This window comes from Leisingera sp. ABD4_442, assembly GCF_056160905.1.
Genome location: NZ_JBSWYB010000008.1, coordinates 42,384 through 64,330, shown reverse-complemented (window position 1 = coordinate 64,330; position 21,947 = coordinate 42,384). Strand labels below are relative to the sequence as shown.

Here is a 21,947-nt window from a genome sequence, read left to right as displayed (position 1 = left end):
TCAGGCAGGCAAGTCCGCGGACAGATCGCAGGACCGGATAAAGGCGCAGCATTCCTCTGTCAGCGCGGCAAAACGGCTGCGTTCGCGCTGATACAGATACACCTCGCGCTTGTCCGGCAGGTCGGCGATGGGGCGGAAGGCGGTGGTTTCCGGCATGAAACGGGCCACGGTCTGGGGTAGCACCGTCACCCATTTTCCGGTCCGCACCATGGTGATCAGCGAATGGGTGTTGTGGATGGTCACATCGGCCGAACCGCTGGCCGCGACAAAGCGTTCGTTGCGGATCAGATCGCACAGCGCGTTGCGCACGAAAGAAGCGCCGGTGATTTCGGCGATCACCGGCGGATGCTCCTGCAGCACCAGCGGGTGGTCGGTAGAGCAGACCAGCCCGAAGCGGTCCTCGAACAACGGCACCGCCTTGACGCCGTTCACCGGGTGATAGCCCGAGGCGATGCCGATGTCTGCCTTGCCCTCGGCCAGCGCGTCCAGCACCTGCTGGGTATCGGTATCGCGCAGCTCGACCTTCAGTCCCGGGTAGCGTTCTGTCATGTGCTCCAGCACAGATGGAAACACCAGTGCCGCGACCGACGGCACCGAGACGATGCGGATCAGCCCGTGGATCGCCTCCGCCGCCATTTCGATGCTCTGCAGGGTCTGATCGAACTGGCGCACCTGTTTCTGGGCCAGTTCAAAGACTTGCTCGCCCAGCGGCGACAACTGGTTCTTGCGCTCGCCTTCGAACAGCTTCTTGCCCAGATGCTCCTCCATCTGTTTCAGCGTCATTGAAACAGCGGATTGCGTCCGGCCCAGCCTGTCCGCCGCCTCAGACAGGTTCCCGGTTTGCGCCACGGTGCAAAAAGCGCGCAGCATTTCGATCTTCAGGGCCATGACTTCAGAATAGTTGAAATTGCATTCAGTTTATTGAGTTTGACTGATGCGGGGGCGGAAGTCCATCCTGCTGCAAACCTGAAATTCAGCATCTGGGGCCCGTACCGTGACCAAACTGAACCTGATTGCCGGCGAATGGCTGGCTGGCGAAAGCGAAATCGAAAACCGCAACCCGTCGGATCTGAGCGATCTGGTTGGCATGTTTGCCCAGGCCAGCGCCGATCAGCTGGAAGCGACCCTGGATCAGGCTCAAGTCGCGCAGCGTGAGTGGGCTGCCTATGGCCTGGAGCGCAAGCAGGCGGTTCTGATGAACATCGGCAATGAGCTGATGGCCCGCGCCGAAGAGCTGGGCACGCTGCTGAGTCGCGAAGAAGGCAAGCCGTTGGCCGAGGGCAAAGGTGAAGTCTACCGCGCCGGCCAGTTCTTCACCTACTACGCTGCCGAATGCCTGCGCCAGATCGGTGAAAACGCCGACTCCGTGCGCCCGGACATTGAAGTCGACGTGCGCCGCGAGGCTGTGGGCGTTGTCGCCATTATCTCGCCCTGGAATTTCCCGACCGCAACCGCGTCCTGGAAGATCGCGCCGGCGCTCTGTTACGGCAACGCCGTTGTCTGGAAGCCCGCCAACATCACCCCGGCGTCCGCCGTGGCCCTGACCGAAATCATCGAGCGCCAGGACATCCCCAAGGGCCTGTTCTCGCTGGTCATGGGTTCCGGCCGCTCGATCGGCCAGCGACTGGTCGAAAGCCCCAAGGTGAACGCCATTTCCTTCACCGGCTCGGTGCCGGTCGGCAAGGGCATTGCCGCCGCAGCGATCCAGAACCTGACCAAAGTGCAGATGGAGATGGGCTCCAAGAACGCGCTGGCGGTGATGGACGACGCCGACCTGGATCTGGCCGTCACCCTGGCGCTGGGCGGCGCCTTTGGCGGCACCGGTCAGAAATGCACCGCCTCCTCCCGGCTCGTGGTCCACGCAGCCGTGCACGACGCCTTTGTTGAAAAACTGGTGGCAGGCGCACAGGCAATGAAAGTGGGCCACGCGCTGGAAGCAGGCGTGCAGATGGGCCCGGTGGTCAGCGAACAGCAGCTGAATGAGAACCTGGCCTATGTCGATCTGGGCACCTCCGAGGGCGCCGAACTGGCCTGCGGCGGCCAGCGCCTGGAGATGCCGCACGAGGGCTTCTACATGTCCCCCGGCGTGTTCCTGAACACCACCAATGACATGCGCATCAACCGGGAGGAAATGTTCGCGCCGCTGACCAGCGTGATCAAGGTCGGCAGCTATGACGAGGCGCTGTCTGTGGTGAACGACACCAACTTCGGCCTGACCTCGGGCATCGTCACCCAGTCGCTGGCCCGCGCCACCCACTTCCGCCGCAACGCGCGCACCGGTGTTGTGACCGTCAACCTGCCGACCGCAGGCACCGATTACCACGTGCCTTTCGGCGGCCGCGGCGACAGCTCCTATGGTCCGCGCGAGCAGGGCAAGGCAGCGGCGGAGTTCTATACGACCGTCAAGACCGCCTACATCAGCGCCGGCAAGCCGGCCTGAGACTGAAACCTTGGCAGTGCCGCGCAGCCGGGCTGCCAGTTAGCAGAAGCGCCCGTCCATCTTCTCTCCCCTAGGACGGGCGCATCTCGCCCGCTGTCTGAACGCTGGTTGCTGGATTTAGAAAACCGAGGTGCTTGAATGACCGGATACCGTATCGACTGCCTGCAATATGCCAACTGGTCGGAAAAGATCTTCCGCCAGCTGCGTGAGGGCAACGTGGACGCGATCCATGTCACCATTGCCTATCACGAGAACTTCCGCGAGACGGTTCTGAACTTCGAGAAGTGGAACCGCTGGTTCGAGCAGTACCCGGACCTGATCATGAAGGGGCAGTGGGCCTCTGACATCGACAAGGCCCGCGAGACTGGCCGCACCGCGGTGTTCTTCGGTTTCCAGAACCCCTCGCCGATGGAAGACGATATCGGCCTGGTCGAGATCCTGCACACTTTGGGTGCGCGTTTCATGCAGCTCACCTACAACAACCAGTCGCTGCTGGCCACGGGGTGTTACGAGGCCGAGGATCCCGGCATCACCCGTATGGGGCGCCAGGTGATCAAGGAGATGAACCGGGTGGGCCTGGTTGTGGACATGAGCCACTCCGCCGACCGCTCCACCATCGAGGCGGCAGAGATTTCCACCCGCCCCATCGCCATCACCCATGCCAACCCGCATGAATGGTCGCCCGCGCTGCGCAACAAGAAGGATGATGTGATCCGCGCAGTCACCGGCCACGGCGGCATGCTGGGCTTCTCGGTCTATCCGCACCACCTCAAGGACAAGGGCGCCTGCACCCTGCAAAGCTTCTGCGAGATGATTGCCCGCACTGCCGAAAAATACGGCGTGCAGCACCTCGGCATTGGCACCGACCTCTGCCAGGACCAGCCCGACAGCGTCGTGGAATGGATGCGCGTCGGCCGCTGGAGCAAGGAAATCGATTACGGCGAAGGATCAGCCGCCGCTCCGGGTTTCCCGGAAATGCCAAGCTGGTTCAAGGACAACCGCGACTTTGGAAACATCGAAGAGGGCCTTCGCGCGACGGGCATGAACGATGACGAGGTCAGCGGCATCATGGGCGGGAACTGGTACCGGTTCTTTGCCGAAAACTTTGGCCCAAAGGGATAGGTCATGGAAACAACCGCGCAGACAACAATATCACGACGGGACCCGGCGCAGGTGATGCGCCTCAGCCGACTCGGTTCCTTGCATCAGTGCCGCCTCAGCTTCATGCGGGTGCTGACACGGCGCATGGCCCGGGAAAACTGGAGCTTTGCGCGGCCCAAGTTCGATATTGATGCCAAGGGCGTCGGCGTGGCGGTCTATACCGCCACCGGCCCTGCGCGGACCTATTCCCTGATTGCCTTCGCCCACGACCTGCCGCCGGAAATGCGCTCGGACCGGGTGATTGCCACCGCCTGGGACGCGACCTTCACCCTGTTTGACGGGGTGCCGACGGACGCGGATATTGAGCGGCTTTCGAAGAACGTGCCCTATCAGGAGGCAGGCCGGGTCAACGAGAAATCCCTGTCCGTCTCCCGCGCCAACCGTTCCGTGCGCCTGTGGGCGCATTTTGTCGATGCGCTGTCGCAGGGCCGGCAGCCGGACCTGGCGCAGGTAGAGGCCGTTGGCTATCTGATGCGTACTACTGCGGTCTACGGCTCAGGCAAGCTGGGTGCCGCGGACCGCGAGGCGATTGCTGGCCGGGAAGAGCTGAATGCGCCGTTCCAGGCCGAAATGCTCTCTGTCTTCCTGACCCGTGCCTTTGTGCGTGACCTGGTGGAACATATGGCCCGTGCCAAGGGCGGCGATCAAGCGGTGCCGCTAGCACCCGAAACCGCGCGGCGGCTGGGCATCGGCAACTCCACCGGTCTCGGCATGGCACCCTACATCGTCAACCATCCGGTATTGTTCAACAATTGGATCATGGCCCGGGAAGAGGCGATTGCCCGGGTGCGCTCGGTCGAAACTGCCTCGGCAGAGGAAGCCGCTTGTTTCCGCCGGATGCTGCGGCGGAGCGAAATTTCCGCCGCCCGCTGGCGCTCCGAACACCCGGTGCAGATCGAGAAACTGGCCAGCCTGCACAAGGACCTGGAGGCGCTGGCCGCCTGGGTGGCGGCGGATGATCTGCTGAATGACCGTCCCTGGGACCGGCTGATCCGCTGGAGCGAGACAGCCTTGGGCCTGGAAGGGCAAGAACTGGCGGCTTCGTTGATCCTTGAACCCTATGCTGGCTTGGTGGACGGGCTGTCCGACTGTATGGCCGATGCCAACAAGGACGCCTTCATTATCGACGGCGCGATGCCCGTTGCCCAGGTGCGCCAGCTCATTGAGGACAGCTTTGGCTGGGCGCTGGATCTGGACTGGGCAGCGCGCGAGAACTGCGCCCGTGCCTGGTATGTCTCGGAAGAAAAGCTGGAGCCGCGCATGGGCGAACGCTTTGACGAGCCGATTGCCGAGTATGAGCAGCCGCTCGCCCCGGCCCGCGACGCGGCCCTGGCCCATGCGGCGCTGGCAGATTGGGACGGACAGGAGCGGGTTGCAGCCTTCCTGCTGCGCCACCCGGAACACCGCCACACTGTGCGCCGGGCGCAGATGAGCCAGGTGGCGCCTTACGGCGAGATCCGCAGCAACACCATCAGCGACCGGGTGCTGCCGATCGACATGCTGCGGGCGAAACTCTCGTTCTTCGGCGCCACCCATTTCGACCCGCGCTCAGACCGCTGGGTGCGGATCTGCATGTATGCGGGCGCGCCTTATCCCGACGATTTGACCACCGCCAATGCGGACCTGTGGGTGTACCCGGAGGCAGACCAATGAGCTATGCGCTGAACGAAGTGGAAGCCACCGCCAAACGCGCCGCCCGCGGTGCTGGATATGACTGGGGCCTGGCCGAGGAAGCCGCCAAGGCCACCCGCTGGCTTTGTGCGCAGGGGTTGGACGGGGCTGCCGTGCTGGCCGGGCTGCTAGAGGCCGGATATGCCGCTGACCTGGCCGCACATGTGCCGCAAAGCCTGCAAGGGGAGTGGCGGGCCGAAGCACCGCTTTGCCCGCTGGCAACCGGCGCCGCCCTGTCGGATTGCGCCGCCCGCCTGCAACAGGCGCCGCAAACCATGGGGCCGGTTGCACAGCCTGCAATGATCCTGCCTTTTGCAGCGCTGGCCGCACGCCGGCTTGGCACCTGCGTCGCGGTAGAAGGTGAGGGGTTCCAGGCGGTGACCGATGGCGGCGCGCTGCAGGTTGAAGGCACCCTTGCGGAGGCCGCTGTCAGCCTGACCGTCCGTGCAGCAGGCAGCATGACTGCCGCCCGCCCGCTCCTCACCCGCGCCGAACCGGCGGAGGCGGCCTGGGCTGTGCTCAACCACTTTGCTCATAAAACCTACGCTCCGGCCACCGAGGAGTCGCGCCTGCTGGGCGCCGGCGCCGGGCTGTCGGACAACGACTGAAGAGGCACCGAAATGACTGAAACCCAAAACATGTCCCTCGCCGAGATCGAGGATATCGCCTTCCGCGCTCTGGTCGCCGCCGGCACGTCCGAGGCCAACGCCCGGCCGCTGGCGGTTGCCACCGCGGCGACCGAGGCTGATGGTGTCGCCAGCCACGGCCTCGCCTATATCCCGATCTACGCCGAGCATGTGCAATGCGGCAAGGTGGACGGGCAGGCGGTTCCGGCACTGGCACGCCCGCGTCCCGGTGTCATCGCGGTGGATGCCGCCACCGGCTTTGCCCATTCCGCCATCGACCAGGGCTTTGAGGCGCTGATCCCGGCCGCCAAAGAGCAGGGCATCGCGGTTCTGGCGATCCGCAACAGCTATAACTGCGGTGTTCTTGGCTATCACACCGCCCGCCTGGCCCTTGCCGGGCTGGTGGGGCTGGGCTTCACCAACGCGCCGGCCTCCATCGCGCCGTCGGGCGGCAAGAAACCGGTGGTCGGTACTAACCCGTTCTCGATCGCCGTGCCGGGCGAGGGGGGCGAGCCGGAACTGCTGATCGACCAAAGCGCCAGCACCATCGCCAAAAGCGAGGTGATGAAACACGCCCGCGAGGGCAAGGAAATCCCGCTGGGCTGGGCTTTGGACGCCGATGGCAACCCGACCACCGATCCGGACGCGGGCCTCAAGGGCTCGATGGCGCCGTCGGGCGGCTACAAGGGCGTCGGCGTGGCCCTGCTGACTGAAATCATGGCCGCAGCTCTGACCGGCGCCACCCTTGGCATCAACGCCTCGCCGTTCTCCGGCACCGCAGGCGGCCCGCCGAAAACCGGCCAAATGTTCATCGCAATCGACCCGGGGGCGACATCAAATGACGCTTTTTGTGCTGGAATGGCCGGGATCGTGGAAGCAGTACGCGGGCAGACTGGCGCACATCTGCCGGGCGACGGGCGCCGCAGCAAGCGGATAAAGGCCCAGACCGATGGCGTCGCGGTCAGCGTGGCAACGCTGAACAGGATCAAAGCCCTTTTGGGCTGACGCCAATCCCCGGCGGGACCGCAACCCGCCGGACATCCCGCACCCCGGTGCGGCACGTGCGAAACGGGAGGAAACGCATGTCAATAAAGCAACCTTTTACGGATTTGGAGATCAAGACCTCCGACGATGGCTTCTATAAGGGGCACAGCGTCGAGATCGCCTTGCTCAGCAAGGGGATCATGGTCGCCCTGGTTCTCTGGGCATTGGTCTGGCCGGCAAACGCCACGGGCGTGCTGGGCAGCCTCAACTGGCGTATCCTTGAGGATTTCAACGCCTTCTACATCGTCATCGTCGGTTTCTTCGCCTTTTTCCTGTTTGTGGTCGCCGCATTGCCGCAAACAGGTAAGCGGATCATGGGGGGACCGGGCCAGGGCAAGGAGTTCTCGGACTTTTCCTGGTTCTCGATGATGTTCGGCGCCGGTCTGGGCGTCGGCCTGATGGTCTTTGCAACCGCTGAACCGCTGGGCCTCTGGGGGTCCAACCCGGTGGTCCTGGCACAGGAAGTGACCGGCAACACCGAAGAAGCCGTTCAGTCCGGCTTCCGCTACACGTTCCTGCACTACGGCTTCCATGCCTGGGCGATTTACGTGGTGACTGGCCTGTCGCTGGCTTACTATGCCTATACCCGCGACATGCCGCTGACCATCCGGACCGCGCTGACGCCGCTGTTCGGCCGGCTTATGAACGGCTTCCTGGGTCACGTCGTTGACGTTCTGGGCGTTGTTGCCACCATCCTGGGTGTCTCCGTGACCATCGGTTTCGGCGTCTCCCAGTTCGTGGACGGCGTTTATGCGATCACCGGCATGGAATGGATGATGGACATGAGCGGCGACGCGCCTGCTCCGGGCACTGTTGGCCTGCTGGCCGGCCTGTTCGCGATCATGGGCCTGTCGATCATCTCAGCTGTGTCCGGCGTGGGCCGCGGCGTGAAGTATCTGTCGAACCTGAACCTGGTTCTGTCGATCATCCTGCTGCTGACCTTCGTGGTTTTTGGCTCCTTCATGTTCGCCATGACCACCTATGCCTCGGCCATCGTGGACTATATCCTGCACTTCGTCTCGCTGAGCTTTGGCGCCTATGGCCCGCAGTCGGCGGCTGAGTTCTCGGCGGCGCTGCCGGCCGAAGCGGCCCCTTATGCGGATGCGCTGCGCGGCGGTGCCACCAACGCCTGGGGTTCCTTCGACGGCTTCAAGTCGGGCCTGGAAGGCGAAGCGGCTGCCCTGTCCGACGACGTTCTGGCAGCATCCTACGCAGCGGGCGAGGCACAGCGCCAGTTCGGCTGGCAGGCTGGCTGGACCACCTTCTACTGGGCCTGGTGGATCGCGTTCTCGCCCTTCGTGGGCCTGTTCCTGGCGCGCATCTCGCGCGGCCGCTCGGTGCGTGAGTTCATCATCGGCTGTGTGTTCGCCCCGGCACTGGTCTGCTTTGCCTGGATGACCATCCTGGGCGGCACCGCCATTGACTTGGAATTGAACGGCGCAGCAGAAGGTGCCATCATCGGTGCCTCCAACACTGCCAAGCTGTTCGTGACTCTGCAAAGCATGATCGACGGCGGCCTGCTGTCCGGCATCACCATCATGTGCGTGGTGCTGATCATGACCTTCCTGGTCACCTCGGCGGACTCCGGCATCCTGGTGATGAACACCATCATGTCCGGCGGCGACCAGAACATCGGCAACAAGCACAAGATCGTTTGGGGCCTGATCCTGACCGCGGTGATCGGCACTCTGCTGTTTGCAGGCAAGCAGAACGGCGGCGCCGACCCGATGGAAGCGCTGAAAAGCGCGATGATCATCGGCGCGCTGCCCTTCACCATGGTCATGGGCCTGATGTGCGTGTCTCTGGCCAAGGCGCTGTTCCGCGACGGTCAGCGCGAGAAGGCCGCGGAAAGCGCACCTGCTGAGTAAACCTGGCCTCAATAGCAAAAAGCACAAAAAGGGCCGGAGGAGAAATCCTCCGGCCCTTTTCCGTTCCGCCTAGCCGGCCTGTGCCTCCAGCTTGAACCATTTCAGCATCCGCTCCAGTGCGCTGCCGCTGCTGCCCGGCATCCGGTGCTGCAAGAAATAGCTGTGGGCACGGTCCGACACCGTAGGCCCCAGCCGTATGATTTCACCGCAAGCCAGCGCGTTGTCGACGATGCCGGTCCAGCCCAGCCCGACCCCTTCGCCGTGGCGCACCGATTGCAGAAGGAACGGGTAGGCGTCAAACTCGGCCGCGGTGCCGAATTGCGGCGGCGCAAGGCCAGCCTGCTCAAACCAGCTTTGCCAGGTCAGGAAGCCCGGGTCGAAATGCAAAAACAACTCCGGTGGCAATTGCGAGATATCCGTGGCGGCTTCGGGATGCGCCTCAAGGAAGCCGGGGCTGCAGACGGGAAAGGCTTCAGCCGGGATCAGCGGAAAATAGGGGCGGTCGGGCATCCGGGACGGATCCCAGACCACCGCAGCGTCCAGCTGGGAGAGGTCGATATCGCCCAACTGGTCAGTGGTCACCACCCGCACCCTGTTGCCATCCAGGTAAGCGCGCAGATCCGAGTACCGCGGCATCAGCCATTGGTCGGCAAAGCCGAAGGTGCAGGCCAGCGTGACTTCGCCCGTATCGGGGGCCGCCAGGACTTCGGTCCATGTCTGATCCACATGGCCAAGCCCCAATGCAATGGCATCGGCCAGCCTGATGGCATTGGCGGTGGGCGTGATTCGGTTGTTGTTGCGTTCAAACAGCGGCTGGCGCAGCCGGTCTTCCAGCGCCTTGATATGGCGCGAGACCGCAGGCTGGCTAAGCCCCAGCTCCGCCGCGGCACGCGACAGGCTGGCATGGCGCACCGCCACCTCCAGCACCAACAGGGCATTCAGCGATCCGGCAGTGGGGCGTATCGAGCGTTCCATCAGGAAATGTTAGGGAGGCCATGCGGTTTTGACCAGTGGATATTGGCGGGTGCAAAGATAATCTGGGCCGGACTGACCCTTTCAACGGACAACAGCCGAGACCATCCCATGCCGCAGCGCCCTCTCTCCCACATTCGCGTTCTTGACTTCGGCCATTACCTGGCCGGCCCCCTGACCGGCATGATGCTGGCCGACATGGGCGCCGAGGTGATCCGCATCACCCCGCCCGGCGGCACTGGCTTTGACGGTCCGGCCTTCGACATGCTGTCGCGTGGTAAGCAGGCGCTGGAGCTGGACCTGAAATCGGACGAGGGCCGCGCCACCGCCATCGCGCTTGCCAAACGTGCCGACGTGGTGATCGAGAACTTCCGCCCCGGCGTGATGGACCGCCTCGGCCTCGGACCGCAGGTGCTGCGCGCTGCCAATGATCAGCTGGTGTACCTGTCGCTGCCGGGCTTTGCCTCAACCGATGCGGAACTCGCGGACCTGCCCGCGTGGGAGGCGGTGATTGCCGCTTACACCGGCCAGTTCACCGACATGGGGCTGAACCGTCGCCTGATGGGCATCAACCCCTCGTTCTCGCCGCTGACCCTGGCCTCGGCCTATGGCGCCAGCTTTGGTGCAATGTCGGTGCTGTTTGCCCTGAACGCGCGGGAGCAGAATGGCGGCGACCATATCGAGGTGCCGCTTGCCGCCGCCCTGCTGGAAGGGCTGGTCTATAATTGCGAGCAGATCGAGGACTATCCCGAGCGTTACAAATCCCCCCGCGAGGTGGAGCTGGACCGGCGCGCCACCGAAGGCTTGCCGATGAACCTGGCGTTTGAGGAGCTGTCGGAATTCCTCGATCCTTTCTACCGCACCTATACCTGTGCTGACGGGCGCGGCTTCTATGTGGTGAGCGGCTCAGTCGCCACCCACCCGCGCCGGGTGCTGGAGACGCTGGGGCTAAAAGCGTTGGCCGACGAATTGCCGGATTTCTCTGCCTACCTCGACACCAAGGATTGGCCCGCCGAATGGTCGATGCGCAATTACCCGGTGGGACCGTCCGACCGCGAGCGTGTCTCAACGGCGATGAAACAGGCGTTCCTCACCAAACCCGCGCATGAGTGGGAGGCGCTGTTCGGCGCCGCCAAAGCGCCCGCCACTGCGCAGCGCTTTACCAAGGAGTGGCTGGACGACCCGCATGCGCTGGCCTCGGGTCTGGTCTTGCAGGTGGAGGACGCCAAACACGGGCCCATGCGGCAGATGGGCAATGTGGCCTGGCTGTCAGGTGATGAGGGTGCGGCGCAGAAATCCAGTGCGGTGCAGGCCGATCTGGCGGCGCTGCTGGCGGACCCCGAACGCGGCGGCACCAGCAGCCGGGAGGGCAGGGGCTGGCTTGACGGGCTCAAGGTCGTCGACCTCACCAATGTGATCGCCGGTCCGACCATCGGCTCTACACTGGCCCGCTATGGCGCCGAGGTGACCCTGGTGCAGGCGGTGGAGCCGTCGGTGGACCCCTGGAACACCGTCGTCTTCGGCATCCACGCGCAGCGCGGCAAGGAGAGCATCCTGCTGAACCTGCGCAGCGAGGAAGGCCAGGAGGCGCTGGCGCGGCTGATTGCGGACGCCGATGTGATCACCATGAACGGCACCGATGAGCAGCGGGACAAGCTGGGACTGTCGCCTGAGCGGCTGGCCGAAATCAACCCACGTCTGATCCTGGTGCAGCTTGATGCCTTTGGCGGACCTCTGCGCGGGCCGAAGTCGGATCATTTGGGCTATGACGACCTGGCGCAGGCGGCAACCGGCGTGATGGTGCGTTTCGGCGGCGGCATGGAGACGCCGGAGGAGCACGCCCATTTCGGCACCATCGACGTGCTGACCGGCTTTTGCGCCTGTGTGGCCCTGGGCGGCGCGCTGCTGCGGCTGAGGGAAACCGGCAAGGGCGGGGTTGCCCGCGCCTCGCTCGCGGGCGCCGGCAACCTGATCCAGGCGCAGTTCATGTATGATCACGAGGGCCGGGTGCCTTTCGATGAACCCACGGGCCGGGGCGCCCTGGGCTGGGGCCCGTTCTACCACTGCTACCAGGCCGCCGACTGCTGGTTCTTCTTTGCCGCCCCGACTGAGCGCGGCGCAGCACTGGCGCGGGTGCCGGAGCTGTCGGACTTGGCAGAACTGCCGGAAGGCCAGCTGCACGCCGCGCTGTCGGAACGTTTTGCCAGCCAGCCGCTGGACTATTGGCGCGCGGCCTTTGCCGGCACCTCGGCTACGGCGGTGCCGCTGTCCTCGCTGCACGAAACCCGCGACGCGGCGCTGCAGCTGGAAAGCGAAGGAGGTATTGACCTGTCCGGGGCCACCTTCCGGGTCATCCGCCACGACCGGCACCCGATGGGCCGTTGGTGCGATCTGGTGGCGCCCAATGCGGTGCGCCCGCAGGCCGGCCGCATCACTATCCCTGGCCCGGCGCCGAAATACGGGGAAAGCACCCGCGCGATCCTGGCGCGGCTTGGCTTTTCCGAAGGTCAGGCCGAAGCGATGATCGCCAGCGGCGCCGCGGGCGAGAGCTGGTCGGTGAAATACCTCCCGGAATGACCTGCAGAACCGCTGCAGGAACTGTTCAGGGGCGCTCCGGCAGAGCGCCCTTTTGGTATTCGCCATATTGCAGGGAATTGGAAATTATTTGGCGGTTTGATGTGTCTGGTTTTCCATTTCTGGATTAATTTGTGAAATTGTTATATGCTGGTGTCCATGCCAAATGAACCTGCCTGCCGGGCAATTCGGGGTTGCCCGGATCGTCCGGAGTGCCGGGAAAGGGGGCGGGATGCTGATTGCGGTCGTACTTGTGCTGATCGTGGCGGGGTCTGTCGCGTTCCATCTGCTGAGCCCATGGTGGTGGACGCCGATCGCGTCGAATTGGGACTATATCGACAATACGCTGGTCATAACCTTCTGGATCACCGGGGCGGTCTTTGCCGCTGTGGTCCTGTTCATGGCTTTCTGCGTGCTCAAGTACCGGCACCGGCCCGGCCACAAGGCGGAATTCGATCCGGAAAACAAGAGGCTGGAATGGTGGCTGACCGGTGTGACTGCTGTTGGCGTGGCGGCGATGCTGGTGCCCGGCCTGTTTGTCTGGCACCAGTTCGTCACCGTGCCGGAAGAAGCCACCGAGCTGGAGGTCTTTGGCCAGCAATGGAACTGGGCCTACCGGCTGCCGGGCGAAGACGGGGTCCTGGGCACCGCGGACGCGGAATGGGTGAGCGGCGAAAATCCCCTGGGCGTCAACCCGCATGACCGCTTCGGCAAGGATGACATCATCGTCGAGGGCGGCGAAGTCTATCTGCCGGTGGATCAGCCGGTAAAGCTGCTGCTGCGCTCGATCGACGTCCTGCACAATTTCTACGTGCCCGAATTCCGCGCCAAGATGGACATGGTGCCGGGTATGGTCACCTACATCTGGTTCACCCCGACCCGCACCGGCGCGTTCGAAGTGCTCTGCGCCGAATATTGCGGCACCGCGCATTCCTTCATGCGCGGCTATGTGACAGTGGTGGAGGCGGAGGAATACCAGGAATGGCTGCAAGAGCAGCTGACCTTTGAAGACTATGCCAATGCGGCGTCTGAACCCGCAACAAAACTGGCAGAACGGTAAGGGCCGTGCCCGGCCGCGGGCGGAAGCGAAGCGCCCGCTCCGTTTTGCCGGAGGCAAGTCTCCGGATTGACGGGGCGGCCGGGCGCTGCCCGGCGTGCCGCCGGGTGGAACAGTGCCAGGTTGGCGCGCAACAGAACCAAGCAGTCCCGGGAGGAACGGAATGACCGACACCCTGCCTGACCACGACAGCAATCTGCCACCGCGCGAGGTTGCCGATGTGATGCCGCCGCATGCGCACAGCTGGATCGGCAAATATGTCTTCTCGCAGGACGCCAAATACATTGCCATCCAGTATTCCGGCACCGCCGTTGCCATCGGCCTGGTGGCCCTGGTGATGTCCTGGCTGATGAGGCTGCAACTGGGCTTTCCCGGCACTTTCGACTTCATCACGCCAGAGGCCTATTACCAGTTTGTGACCATGCACGGGATGATCATGGTGGTCTATCTGCTGACCGCGATCTTCCTGGGCGGCTTCGGCAATTACCTGATCCCGCTGATGGTCGGCGCCCGGGACATGGTATTCCCCTTCGTCAACATGCTCAGCTATTGGGTCTACCTGCTGGCTGTCCTCGTGCTGGTTGCCAGTTTCTTTGTCCCCGGCGGCCCCACCGGCGCAGGCTGGACGCTCTACCCGCCGCAAGCTGTTCTCTCCGGCACCCCGGGTGGTGCGCAAAGCGGCATCATCCTGATGCTGGTGTCGCTGATCCTGTTCATCATCGGCTTCACCATGGGCGGGCTGAACTATGCGGTGACCGTGCTGCAGGCCCGCACCCGCGGCATGACGATGATGCGGCTGCCGCTGACGGTCTGGGGCATTTTCACCGCCACGGTGATGGCACTGCTGGCCTTCCCCGCGCTGTTTGTGGCTTGCGTGATGATGCTGTTTGACCGGCTGCTGGGTACTTCCTTCTTCATGCCGACGCTGGTGGAACTGGGCGAAAAGCTCAGCTACGGCGGCGGCAGCCCGATTGCCTTCCAGCACCTGTTCTGGTTCTTCGGCCATCCTGAGGTCTACATCGTGGCGCTGCCTGCCTTTGGCATCGTCTCCGACCTGATTGCCGTGCACGCGCGCAAGAACGTCTTCGGCTACCGGATGATGGTCTGGGCCATCGTCATTATCGGCGCGCTCAGCTTTATCGTCTGGGCGCACCATATGTATGTCTCGGGCATGCACCCCTGGTTCGGCTTCTTCTTTGCCACCACCACGCTGATCATCGCCATCCCCACCGCGATCAAGGTCTACAACTGGGTGCTGACCCTGTGGAAGGGCGACATCCATCTGACCATCCCGATGCTGTTTGCGCTGGGCTTCATCGTCACTTTCGTGAACGGCGGGCTGACGGGGCTGTTCCTCGGCAATGTGGTGGTCGATGTGCCGCTATCAGACACGATGTTTGTGGTTGCTCATTTCCACATGGTGATGGGGGTGGCACCAATCATGGTGATCTTCGGCGCGATTTACCACTGGTACCCGCTGATGACCGGGCGGCTGCTGAACCAGGCGATGGGGCATATCCATTTCTGGGTCACCTTCATCGGCGCCTATGCGGTGTTCTTTCCGATGCATTACGTGGGGCTGGTCGGCGTTCCGCGGCGGTATTTTGAGATCGGCGAGCCGGAATTTCTGACCGCGCCAGTGGGGGGATTGAATGCTTTCATCTCTTCTGCCGCGCTGATTGTGGGGGCGGTGCAGGTGCTGTTTCTGTTCAACCTCTTCTGGAGCCTGCGACGCGGCCGCGCCGCCGGCAGCAACCCCTGGCGGGCCGCCTCGCTGGAATGGCAGACGCCGGACATCCCGCCTCGCCACGGCAACTGGCAGGAATTGCCCAATGTCTACCGCTGGGCCTATGACTACAGCGTGCCCGGCGCGCCCGAGGACTTTGTCGCCCAGACAGATCCCTGGGTCCCGGACGGGGAGGGCAGGCGGCTGTGACGGTCATCCTTGCCTTCCTGGCGCTGGTCGCCCTGGCCGCAGGCCTGTGGCTGTCGCAACAGCGCCTGGCCTCCAAGCCCTGGCTGGAAACCGGCATCGCGCCGCTGGCGGGCCATGGCCCGGGCAAGGCGCCGGGTGTTCTGTTCATTGCCGTGTTCCTGGTGGTGGCGGGCGGCCTCTTTGCCATGCTGGGCAGCGCCTTTGTCATGCAGATAGAGGAAACGCCGTGGGAGCTGGTGCCGCTGCCGGGCCGGGTCTGGCTCAACACCGCACTTCTGCTGCTGGCCAGTTCTTTTCTGCAATTCGTGGTGATCTCGGCCCGGGCCGGCACCGCGCGCTGGCTGAAGGCCAGCCTGATTGCCGCCAGCATCGCAACGCTGGCCTTCCTGGCCGGACAGGTTCAGGTGTGGCTGGCGCTGACCGAAGACGGTTACAGGCTGGACGGCGTTCCGGCAGCGAGCTTCTTTTACCTGATCACCGGGTTGCACGGGCTCCATGTGATGGGCGGCATCATCGCCCTTGCCGCCCTCTGCCTGCGCCACGCCGGGGCAGGGGACGTTAAGGCGCTGCTGCCGGGGGTGCGGCTCTGCGCGCTTTACTGGCATGTGCTGCTGGCCTTCTGGCTGATGCTGTTTGCGCTGCTGCAGGGCTGGGGCAACGCCTTTCTGGCGCTGTGCCGTGCCGCCGTGGGATAGGGGGGGGAGGAGAGATGGAGAGCAAACTACAAGGCCAGGACCAGACGCTTCTGCAACAGGGGCACAGCGGCTTCGCCGCCGACTGGGGATCGGACCAGCGGGTGTTCAAGAAGGTCTCCTGGGGCAAGGCGATGATGTGGATCCTGCTGCTCAGTGACACGTTTATCTTTGCCTGCTTCCTGGTCGCCTACCTGACCGCCCGCAGCTCCACCACAGTGGAATGGCCCAACGCCAGCGAGGTCTTTGCCCTGCATATTGGCGGCGCAAACCTGCCGCTGATCCTGATCGCCATTATGACCTTTGTGCTGATCTCCTCCTCTGGCACCATGGCGATGGCGGTGAACTGCGCCTACCGCAAGGCGCGCAAGGCCACAGCGCTTCTGATGCTGGCAACCGCCGCGCTGGGTGCGACGTTCGTGGGGATGCAGGCCTTTGAATGGACCAAGCTGATTTCCGAAGGCGTGCGCCCCTGGGGCAACCCCTGGGGGGCAGAGCAGTTCGGCGCCAGCTTCTTCATGATCACCGGCTTCCACGGCACCCATGTCACCATCGGGGTGATCTTCCTTGTGATCGTGGCACTCAAGGTCTGGCGCGGCGAGTTCGACCGCGACCAGCGCAGCTGGATGTCGGCGGGCAACGGGGACTATGAGGCGGTAGAGATCATGGGGCTCTACTGGCACTTCGTCGACCTGGTCTGGGTCTTCATCTTTGCATTCTTCTATCTGTGGTAGGGGGCCGCCATGACAGACACACCGCACACAGTGGACAGCAGCCATGCTGCGCATGACGAGGGGCAGCAGCATCCGATCAAGCTCTACTTCGTGGTCTGGGTGCTGCTGTTCGTGCTCAGCGCCGCCTCTTACTGGGTCGACTACGCGCAATTGCAGGGGCTCTTGCGCTGGAGCCTGATCCTGATCTTCATGACGCTGAAGGCCGGGCTGATCATTGCCGTCTTCATGCATATGGCCTGGGAGCGGCTGGCGCTGATCTATGCGATCCTGCTGCCCCCCCTGGCGATGATCGGGCTGCTGGCGATCCTGATTATCGAGTCGGACTACACGGCTGAGACACGTGTCATTGAGTTTGGCCAAGGAAGTGCAGCAGCCGAATAACCGTACCGTCCGGCCGAAGGCCGGGCAGCGCCTGACCTTCCCCATGGGAAGGCGCTATCGCGCCCACCCAAGGTCAGGCGCTGCCCTTCGCTTTGTATCCCAAAGGCTGCAACGAAAAAGGCGCCCCGGTTCCCCGGAGCGCCTTCTTTTCAAGTAAGGCGCAGGTTACGCTGACAGATCAAACCGGTCGGCATTCATCACCTTGACCCAGGCCGCCACAAAATCCTGCACGAACGCCGCTTCGCCATCACCCTGCGCATAGACCTCGGCCAGCGCCCGCAGCTGCGAGTTGGAGCCGAACACCAGGTCCGCCCTTGTGCCGGTCCATTTCACCGCACCGCTGGCCCGGTCGCGGCCCTCATAGGTGCCGTCGTCTGCCGGTTTCCACTCCACACCCATATCGGTGATATTGGTGAAGAAGTCGGTGCTGAGGGTACCCACCCGGTCGGTGAAAACACCATAGGCAGAGCCGCTGTGGTTCGCACCCAGAACCCGCAGGCCGCCGACCAGCGCGGTCATCTCCGGCGCACCCAGACCCAAGAGCTGCGCCCGGTCAACCAGCATCTTCTCGGCCGGCACGCTATAGGCCGCCTTCTGGTAGTTGCGGAACCCATCCGCCTCCGGCTCCAGCACAGCAAAGCCCTCAACATCAGTCTGCTCCTGGCTGGCATCAGTCCGGCCCGGGGTAAAGGGCACCTCTACCGGATGCCCGGCAGCCTTGGCGGCTTCTTCTACACCGGCACCGCCGGCCAGCACGATCAGGTCCGCCATGGAGATCTTCTTGCCGCCAGCGTCACTGCCGTTGAACGCGTTCTGGATATCTTCCAGCACGCCAAGCACGCGGGCCAGTTGTTCCGGCTGATTTACCTCCCAGTCCTTCTGCGGGGCCAGGCGGATACGGCCGCCATTGGCGCCGCCGCGATGGTCCGAGCCACGGTAGGTCGAAGCAGACGCCCAGGCGGTGGACACCAGTTCAGAAACCGTCAGCTCCGAGGCCAGCACCCGGGCTTTCAGATCGGCGATGTCATTGGCATCCACCAGCGCGTGATCCACCGCCGGAACCGGATCCTGCCAGATCAGGTCTTCAGACGGCACGTCCTCACCCAGGTAACGCACCTTCGGCCCCATGTCGCGGTGGCACAGCTTGAACCAGGCGCGGGCAAAGGCATCGGCAAACTTCTCCGGGTTGGCGTGGAAATCGCGCGAGATCTTCTCGTACTCCGGGTCCATCCGCAGCGACATGTCCGCGGTGGTCATCATCGGTGCATGGCGCTTGCTGGGATCATGCGCGTCCACCACCATATGCTCCGGCGCCACGTCTTGTGCGTGCCACTGCTGGGCACCCGCCGGGCTTTTCTCCAGCTTCCACTCATAGCCGAACAGAACGTCGAAATAGCCCATATCCCAGGTGGTCGGATTCGGCTTCCAGGCGCCCTCGATGCCTGAGGTGGTGGTGTCGCCGCCCTTGCCGGAGCCGTGCTCATTGATCCAGCCCAAGCCCATGTGCTCCATCGCAGCCGCTTCCGGCTCAGCACCGACCAGCGCCGGGTCGCCCGCGCCATGGGCCTTGCCGAATGTATGGCCGCCGGCCACCAGCGCCACGGTTTCCTCGTCATTCATGCCCATGCGCGCAAAGGTGTCGCGCACGTCATGGCCCGAGGCCACCGGGTCCGGATTGCCGTTCGGCCCCTCCGGGTTCACATAGATCAGGCCCATCTGCACCGCCGCCAGCGGGTTCTCCAGATCACGCTCGCCGGAATAGCGGTTGTCGCCCAGCCACTCGGTCTCAGTCCCCCAATAGATGTCTTCCTCCGGCGCCCAGATATCCTCGCGGCCGCCGCCAAAGCCGAACACCGGCCCGCCCATCGATTCAATGGCGCAATTGCCCGCCAGGATCATCAGATCGCCCCAGGAGATCTTGTTGCCGTATTTCTGCTTGATCGGCCACAAGAGGCGGCGCGCCTTGTCCAGGTTGCCGTTGTCCGGCCAGGAGTTCACCGGCGCAAACCGCTGGTTGCCGGTGCCGCCGCCGCCGCGGCCATCCGCGGTGCGGTAGGTGCCGGCGCTGTGCCAGGCCATGCGAATGAACAGCCCGCCGTAATGGCCGTAATCCGCAGGCCACCAGCCCTGGCTGTCGGTCATCAGCGCCATCAGGTCCGCTTTCAGCGCCTTCAGGTCCAGCGTCTTGAACGCATCGGCGTAATTGAAATCAGCGCCCATCGGGTTCGACTTGGGTGAGTGCTGATGCAGGATCTTCAGGTTCAGCTGGTTCGGCCACCAATCCTGGTTCGAGGTTCCGCCGCTGTCGGTGTTCAGCGCCGCACCGTGCATCACCGGGCATTTTCCTGCGGGATTATTTCCGTCCATTATTCTCTCCGATCGTGGCTGCAAATTCTGATGTGCTACGTGGCAGAAGGCGTTTGGGACCTGTGCGGCAGCGTGACTGCAGCCCGTGGTCCGCCTTGAAATAAAAGCGGGCCAAAGCTGCGAATGCCGGTCCTCCCTGTCTTCCTGAAAATGAGGCTAGCAGGGAAAAGTGATTGGCTTAAGTTGCATTTTTTCATCGCGGTGATAATGAAATCCTATGATCAATGTGACCCTCCGCCAAATGCGCTACTTCGAGGCGCTGGCCCAGCACCGCCATTTCGGCCGCGCAGCCGAGGCCTGCGCCGTGTCTCAGCCGGCATTGTCTGTTCAAATCAAGGAATTGGAGGAGGTGCTTGGGGTGCAGCTGGTGGAGCGCGCGGCTCGCCAGGTGCGGCTAACAAGCTTTGGCGAGGATCTGGCGGACAGGGTGCGCGGCATCCTGCGCTCGGTGGATGAACTGGGCGAACTGGCGCGCGCCTCGCGCGAAGGGCTGGCGGGGCGGCTGCGGCTGGGAGTGATTCCCACCATCGCGCCCTATCTGCTGCCTGCAATCGTCGGCAATCTGACCCGCCAATACCCCGAGGCCGATATCAGGGTCCGGGAAACGGTCACGCCAAAGCTGCTGGAGGAACTGGGCGAGGGGCGGCTGGATACCGCCATCGTGGCGCTGCCGGTTTCGGAGCCCGCGTTTGAGGAGGCGGCGCTGTTTTCCGAAGACTTTGTTCTGGTCCGCCCGGGCGAGGATGCGGGCAAACCGGTGCCAGGGCCGGAAGGCCTGCGTGAAATGCGGCTCTTGCTGCTGGAGGAAGGGCATTGCTTCCGCGACCAGGCGCTGTCGTTCTGCAATATGCAATCCGCCGCCCCGCGCGAGCTCTTGGACGGTAGCTCGCTGTCCACGCTGGTGCAGATGGTCAGCGCCGGAATCGGGGTCACGCTGATTCCCGAAATGGCGGTGCCGGTGGAAACCCGCTCAGCCGTGGTTTCGGTGGCCCGCTTCGGGGATCCGCAACCATCGCGGACAATCGGCATGATCTGGCGGCGCAGCAACCCGCTGGCCCGGCAGCTGATGCAGGTCGCCGCAGTGGTTCAGGAAACCGCGGAAGATCTGCGTCGGAGGCTTGCTGTGCAGGCCTGACTGCCGGGCCGGCGCCAGACCCGGAAACCGGTGCAACGGTGCCGGTTTGCCTGAAGGCCAATCGCCTTTAGCGTGATTGGTGCGTAAAAAACACGCTCACATCGAATTGAGAATCCATCCGTTTCCAGCCGGAAGACGCTTTGTTAACGTTCCGTTAATAATAAATAATTGAAGCAGGCATACAGGCAGATGAAAACGGGCTTTCGTGGCACGTTTGTTATTTCCTGGTCGCAAACCGAGATCGACGGCCTCCCGGCCGCACCGGTGGACGCTCTGGATGTGGGGGCGGCTTGGTCCTGGCACGGCGATGCTGTGCGGGTGGACGGGCCGGCAGGGCTATTGCGGCTGGATATGGCAAACGGCGAAGCAGAGTTGCGCCGCCGGGCGGCACGGTCGGTGCGCCGTCTGGTCGGGGCTGCGGTGCAGAACCGCACGGATGTTGACGCGGTGGAAGTCGACGAGCCGCTGATGGACAGCAGCTTTGTTGTGACCAATGGCGTGCAAAGTTACACTGTTACCCTGATCGAAGTCGGCCCGGGCCAGCGCCCGCTGCTGATGTTCGTCGATGAAATCCCGCCCCGCGGCGCCGATCTCTGGGTGGTGCATCACGCGCTGGGCAGCATCCATTCCGGCCGGCCCCAGGGCGAATCCGGGGTAATCTGCTTTACCCCCGGCACCCTGATTGCCACGCCCGGCGGCCCCAAGCGGGTCGAGCAGCTGCGCGAAGGCGAAAAAGTGCAGACCCGCGACAACGGTGCCCAGGAAATCCTGTGGATCGGCTCGCGCCGGATCAGCGGCGCCCGGCTGTTCGTGATGCCCCGGCTGCGCCCGATCCGCATTCACGCGGGCGCGCTCGGCATTGACCGGCCGGAACAGGAACTGCTGGTCTCTCCCGACCACAGGATGCTGCTGCGCGGCGACCGGGTGCGGGCGCTGTTCAACACGTCTGAGGTCCTGGTCGCTGCCAGCGATCTGGTCAACGGCAGCACCATCCAGCCCGACGCCTCAGTGCGCGAGGTGACCTATATCCATCTGATGCTGGCCAATCATCAGGTGCTCTGGGCCAACGGGGTGGAAACAGAGAGCTTCCATCCCTCCAACGCTTCGCTGATCACGCTCAGCGAGGCCGACCGGGCGCGGCTGTTCCGCCTGCAGCCGGAGCTGGAGCGCAATCCGCTGTCCTATGGCGCTCATGCGCGCCGCAATCTCAGCACGTCAGAGGCGGTGATTCTGGGCCACGAGGCCGCGTAAGGCGGGCCATTTCCCTGCCGTTCCGGCGGCCCTGATAC

General features: G+C 63.8%; 17 protein-coding genes. 14 read left to right on the top strand and 3 right to left on the bottom strand.

What is annotated here, in order from left to right:
- Positions 1–888 (bottom strand): LysR family transcriptional regulator, encoded by an 888-nt coding sequence (locus ACXAHG_RS08875; RefSeq protein WP_475041803.1) that lies wholly within the window; start codon positions 886–888, stop codon positions 1–3.
- Between the two features lie 106 nt (positions 889–994).
- On the opposite strand from ACXAHG_RS08875, the gene ACXAHG_RS08870 reads away from it, so the two are divergent.
- The 6 genes from ACXAHG_RS08870 to ACXAHG_RS08845 all read left to right on the top strand — a co-directional run bounded on the left by ACXAHG_RS08870 (position 995) and on the right by ACXAHG_RS08845 (position 8,810).
- Entirely contained in the window at positions 995–2,440 is a 1,446-nt protein-coding gene (locus tag ACXAHG_RS08870; RefSeq protein WP_475056888.1) for an aldehyde dehydrogenase family protein, read from the top strand.
- Between the two features lie 138 nt (positions 2,441–2,578).
- Complete coding sequence (locus ACXAHG_RS08865) at positions 2,579–3,562, top strand: membrane dipeptidase (protein ID WP_475056887.1); 984 nt, start codon at positions 2,579–2,581, stop codon at positions 3,560–3,562.
- Between the two features lie 3 nt (positions 3,563–3,565).
- Positions 3,566–5,254, top strand: coding sequence for a hypothetical protein (locus ACXAHG_RS08860; protein ID WP_475056885.1), 1,689 nt, complete (start codon positions 3,566–3,568; stop codon positions 5,252–5,254).
- Positions 5,251–5,880, top strand: a complete 630-nt coding sequence (locus tag ACXAHG_RS08855) for a DUF3726 domain-containing protein (protein WP_475056884.1) — start codon at positions 5,251–5,253, stop codon at positions 5,878–5,880. Before ACXAHG_RS08860 ends, ACXAHG_RS08855 begins: the two co-directional genes overlap by 4 nt.
- A 12-nt stretch (positions 5,881–5,892) precedes the next feature.
- On the top strand, positions 5,893–6,903 hold the full coding sequence (locus tag ACXAHG_RS08850) for an Ldh family oxidoreductase (RefSeq protein WP_475056883.1): 1,011 nt from the start codon (positions 5,893–5,895) through the stop codon (positions 6,901–6,903).
- Between the two features lie 77 nt (positions 6,904–6,980).
- Entirely contained in the window at positions 6,981–8,810 is a 1,830-nt protein-coding gene (locus tag ACXAHG_RS08845) for a BCCT family transporter (RefSeq protein ID WP_475056882.1), read from the top strand.
- A gap of 69 nt (positions 8,811–8,879) precedes the next feature.
- Here the strand turns inward: ACXAHG_RS08845 and ACXAHG_RS08840 are convergent, their stop codons facing one another.
- The gene (locus ACXAHG_RS08840; RefSeq protein ID WP_475041813.1) at positions 8,880–9,785 is read right to left on the bottom strand and encodes a LysR family transcriptional regulator; all 906 of its coding nucleotides are present in this window, start codon (positions 9,783–9,785) and stop codon (positions 8,880–8,882) included.
- Positions 9,786–9,893: 108 nt separating this feature from the next.
- On the opposite strand from ACXAHG_RS08840, the gene ACXAHG_RS08835 reads away from it, so the two are divergent.
- The 6 genes from ACXAHG_RS08835 (at position 9,894) to ACXAHG_RS08810 (ending at position 17,156) form a co-directional block, all read left to right on the top strand.
- Entirely contained in the window at positions 9,894–12,359 is a 2,466-nt protein-coding gene (locus ACXAHG_RS08835; protein ID WP_475041815.1) for a CoA transferase, read from the top strand.
- Positions 12,360–12,588: 229 nt separating this feature from the next.
- Entirely contained in the window at positions 12,589–13,416 is an 828-nt protein-coding gene (locus tag ACXAHG_RS08830) for a cytochrome c oxidase subunit II (RefSeq protein WP_475041816.1), read from the top strand.
- 160 nt (positions 13,417–13,576) lie between these two features.
- Positions 13,577–15,349, top strand: coding sequence for a cbb3-type cytochrome c oxidase subunit I (locus tag ACXAHG_RS08825; protein ID WP_475056880.1), 1,773 nt, complete (start codon positions 13,577–13,579; stop codon positions 15,347–15,349).
- The gene (locus ACXAHG_RS08820) at positions 15,346–16,044 is read left to right on the top strand and encodes a cytochrome c oxidase subunit 3 (protein WP_475041818.1); all 699 of its coding nucleotides are present in this window, start codon (positions 15,346–15,348) and stop codon (positions 16,042–16,044) included. Before ACXAHG_RS08825 ends, ACXAHG_RS08820 begins: the two co-directional genes overlap by 4 nt.
- Positions 16,045–16,058: 14 nt before the next feature.
- Positions 16,059–16,775, top strand: coding sequence for a heme-copper oxidase subunit III family protein (locus tag ACXAHG_RS08815; RefSeq protein ID WP_475041819.1), 717 nt, complete (start codon positions 16,059–16,061; stop codon positions 16,773–16,775).
- Positions 16,776–16,784: 9 nt separating this feature from the next.
- Complete coding sequence (locus tag ACXAHG_RS08810; RefSeq protein WP_475041820.1) at positions 16,785–17,156, top strand: cytochrome C oxidase subunit IV family protein; 372 nt, start codon at positions 16,785–16,787, stop codon at positions 17,154–17,156.
- A gap of 165 nt (positions 17,157–17,321) precedes the next feature.
- Here the strand turns inward: ACXAHG_RS08810 and katG are convergent, their stop codons facing one another.
- Positions 17,322–19,523: a catalase/peroxidase HPI gene (gene katG / locus ACXAHG_RS08805; protein ID WP_475056879.1), complete on the bottom strand. Its 2,202-nt coding sequence runs from the start codon at positions 19,521–19,523 to the stop codon at positions 17,322–17,324.
- 217 nt (positions 19,524–19,740) lie between these two features.
- Between katG and ACXAHG_RS08800 the strand changes: the two genes are divergently transcribed.
- Positions 19,741–20,658 (top strand): LysR substrate-binding domain-containing protein, encoded by a 918-nt coding sequence (locus tag ACXAHG_RS08800; RefSeq protein WP_475041824.1) that lies wholly within the window; start codon positions 19,741–19,743, stop codon positions 20,656–20,658.
- A gap of 189 nt (positions 20,659–20,847) precedes the next feature.
- The gene (locus ACXAHG_RS08795; RefSeq protein WP_475041826.1) at positions 20,848–21,909 is read left to right on the top strand and encodes a Hint domain-containing protein; all 1,062 of its coding nucleotides are present in this window, start codon (positions 20,848–20,850) and stop codon (positions 21,907–21,909) included.
- The last annotated feature ends 38 nt before the right edge of the window (positions 21,910–21,947 follow it).